The sequence below is a fragment of the Dankookia rubra genome, assembly GCF_004355005.1.
GTDB classification, from domain to species: Bacteria; Pseudomonadota; Alphaproteobacteria; order Acetobacterales; family Acetobacteraceae; genus Paracraurococcus; species Paracraurococcus ruber_A.
The window spans coordinates 1-2967 of sequence record NZ_SMSJ01000215.1 but is presented as its reverse complement, the minus strand read 5'-3'; the positions used below and the strand labels follow the sequence as shown (position 1 = coordinate 2967).

Sequence of the window (2967 nt, the reverse complement as noted above, 5' to 3'; positions counted from 1 at the left end):
CGAGCGGCCAGCTGCCGGCCCGGCTGCGCGAGCGGCGGGCGCTCCGCCTGCCGCCCGGGATCCCCGCCGGTGCCGCCCGGCCCGCCGCGCCGCCGCCCGGCGGCTGGCCGACCGACCCGCGGCTGGATCCCTTCCTGGCGGAGCCCGCCCTGGCGCGGGCCGAGGCGGTGCTGGGGCGGCCCCCCGGGATCGCGCCCGAGGATACGCGGCCGGGCATCTCGGTCGTCATCCTCACCCTCGACCGCCCCGGGCTGATCGGCCCGCTGCTGCGCGCCCTGGTCGCGGCGCGGCCGGCGCTGCGCGAGCGCGCGCTCGGCCTGCAGATCCTGGTGGGCGATACCGGCTCCACCGATCCGGCGGTGCTGGCGCTGTACCGCGACCTGGCCGGCGAGATCGAGCTGGTCCCGGGCCTCCGCTACCATTTCTCGCGCAACAACAACCAGCTCTGCTTCGACCATGCGCGGCACGACCACGTGCTGTTCCTCAACAACGACGTCGCCTTCGACGATGCCGCGGCGTCGCTGCTGGCGATGCATGCCGGCATCGCCGCGACGCCGCGCGCCGCGGCCGCCGGCCACGTGCTGCATTTCGGCGACGGGGTGACGCTGCAGCACGGCGGCATCGGCTTCCTGCAGGACCCCGCGCGGCGCGGGCTGCCCTACCACCCGCGGGCGCATCGCGCGGTGCCGTCCGCCGCCTTCGCGCCCGCGGCGCCCGCGGCCGCCGTCACCGGCGCCTGCCTCATGGTGGCGCGCCGCGAATTCGCGGCGCTCGGCGGCTTCGAGGAAGGCTACGCGGCGGAATGCCAGGACGTGGACCTTTGCCTGAAGCTGCGCCGCATCGGCCGAAAGGTCGTGCTCATCGGCGGCCCGCGCGCCCTGCACCTGGAGAACGCCACCCGGCCGAGGCGGGAGGAGCACTGGGGCGACCGCAGCCTTTTCCTGCGGCGCTGGTTCTCCTTTCTCGCCGCCGAGGGCGCGCTCGGCGCATGACCGTGCTGTTCCTCGCGGTGCGGATGATGCACGGCTTCGGTGTCTCGGTCGTGGTGGCCGAGCTGGCGCGGCGGCTGCAGGCCGCCGGGGAGGTCGTGGTGATCGGCTGCCAGCAGCACGACGACGCCTTCGAAGGGCTCGACATCCGCACCGTCGCGCCGGATTCGAGGGCGGTCGAGGCCCTGGCCAGGGCGACCGGCGCGGATACCGTCGTGGCCCATTCCACCCCCTACGTCGAGATCATGCCCGGCCTGCCGGCCAGCCGCTGCCGCATGGTCTGGGACCATGGCGAGCCGCCGGCCGCGCTGTTCGAGGACGACATGCCGGTCCGCGCCGCGCTGGCCGCGCGGAAGCGGGCGCAGGTTTACCCGGCGGTCGACGGGGTGATCGCGATCTCCCGCTTCGTCGCGCGCGACATCGGCTGGCCGGCGGCGCGGGTGATCTGGAACGGCTGCGACCATGTCGAGGATCGCGGCCCGAAGGACGCCGCCGCGCCGCCGGGCGGCCGGCTGCGGGTCGGCACGCTGCTGCGGATGGGCAGCGGGGAAGCGCGCTACAAGGGCAACGCGCTGCTGCTCGGCCTGGTGCGGGCGGCCGCCGGCCAGGGGATCGCGGCGGATTTCGCGGTGGCCGGCCGCGGCGCCCCGGTCGATGCCGCCGGCTTCGCGCTGGCCGGGATGGAGGTCCGGCTGAACCTGACCGACCCGGAGCGGGCCGACTTCCTGCGCGGCCTCGACGTCTTCGTCTCGCCCAGCCTCTGGGAAGGCTTCAACCTGCCGCTGGTCGAGGCGCAGGCGCTCGGCACGGTGGGCGTGGCCTTCGACACCGGCGCGCATCCCGAGGTGACGCCGCTGGTGGCGGCGGGGCCGCAGGACCTGCTGGCGCTGCTGGCGGCCTATGCCGCGGACCGCCGCCTGCTGCAGGACCATGCGCGGCGCGCGCATCGCTTCGTGCGCGACCGGTTCCGCTGGGACCAGGCGGTCGCGGACTTCCGCGAAGAGCGCGCGCGCCTGCGGCACTGAGGTCCCATGCATCCCTTCGTCTCACGCGTCGTCACCCGGGCCTGGGGGACCGCCCGCCGGCATCCCCGGCTGCGGGCCGTGCTGCGCGTCCTGCTGGCGCCGATCCGCCATGTCCTGCCGCATCGCGGGGTGCCGCCGGTGCCGGCGCCGCCGGGCGATGCGGGCGATCCCGTGACCTACCGGCGCTGGGTCGCGCTGCACGACGGCTTCGGCGCCGCCGACCTGGCGGCGATCCGGATGGGCGTCGCGGCGATGGCGACGCGGCCGCGCGTTTCCGTCCTGCTGCCGGTCGGGGAGGCGGCGCCGGCGCTGCTGGAGCGGGCCATCGCCTCGGTCCGCCGGCAGGCCTATGCCGGGTGGGAGCTCTGCCTCGCGCCCCTGGCAGCCTTGCCGCCCGGGCTGGCGGCGGTGATGGAGGCGGCGCGCGCCGCCGATCCGACGCGGGTGAAGGTCGCCGCGGCCGCCGCGCCGGCGGCCGGTCCACCCGGCGCGGCCCGGGCGGCGGCGCTGAACCGGGCGCTGGCCCTGGCGACCGGCGACCTGGTCGTCATGCCGGGGGCGGCAGACCTGCTGGCGCCGCAGGCGCTCTACCTGCTGGCGAGCGCCTACGACCGGCATCCCGAGACCGTGCTGGCCTATGCCGATGCCGACCGGATCACCCCGGCGGGCGGGCGCGAGGCGCCGCACTTCAAGCCCGACTTCGATCCCGACCTGCTGCTCGGCCAGGACTATGTCAGCCGCAGCGCGGCCTTCCCGCGCGCCCTGCTGCTCCGGCTCGGCGGCCTGCGCGAGGCGCTCGGCGCGGCGGCCGACTACGACCTGGCCCTGCGCGTCGTGGCGGCGGGCGGGGCGGGGCGGGTCCGCCATGTCGCCGCCGTGCTGTTCCACCGCGCGGGCGCCGACGCCCCCGCGCCCGGCGCGGCGGAGGCCGGGCAGGCGGTCGCCGATTTCCT

Annotated in this window: 2 protein-coding genes and 1 pseudogene; all 3 read left to right on the top strand. The window is 76.8% G+C overall.

Annotation, left to right across the window (positions count from 1 at the left end):
• A partial coding sequence (locus tag E2C06_RS35980; RefSeq protein ID WP_133293324.1) for a glycosyltransferase family protein occupies window positions 1–992 on the top strand: 992 nt, incomplete at its 5' end.
• Complete coding sequence (locus tag E2C06_RS35975) at window positions 989–2014, top strand: glycosyltransferase family 4 protein (RefSeq protein WP_133293323.1); 1026 nt, start codon at window positions 989–991, stop codon at window positions 2012–2014. The genes E2C06_RS35980 and E2C06_RS35975, both read left to right, overlap by 4 nt.
• A 6-nt stretch (window positions 2015–2020) precedes the next feature.
• Window positions 2021–2967: pseudogene (locus E2C06_RS38280) on the top strand (hypothetical protein); the annotation flags it as partial.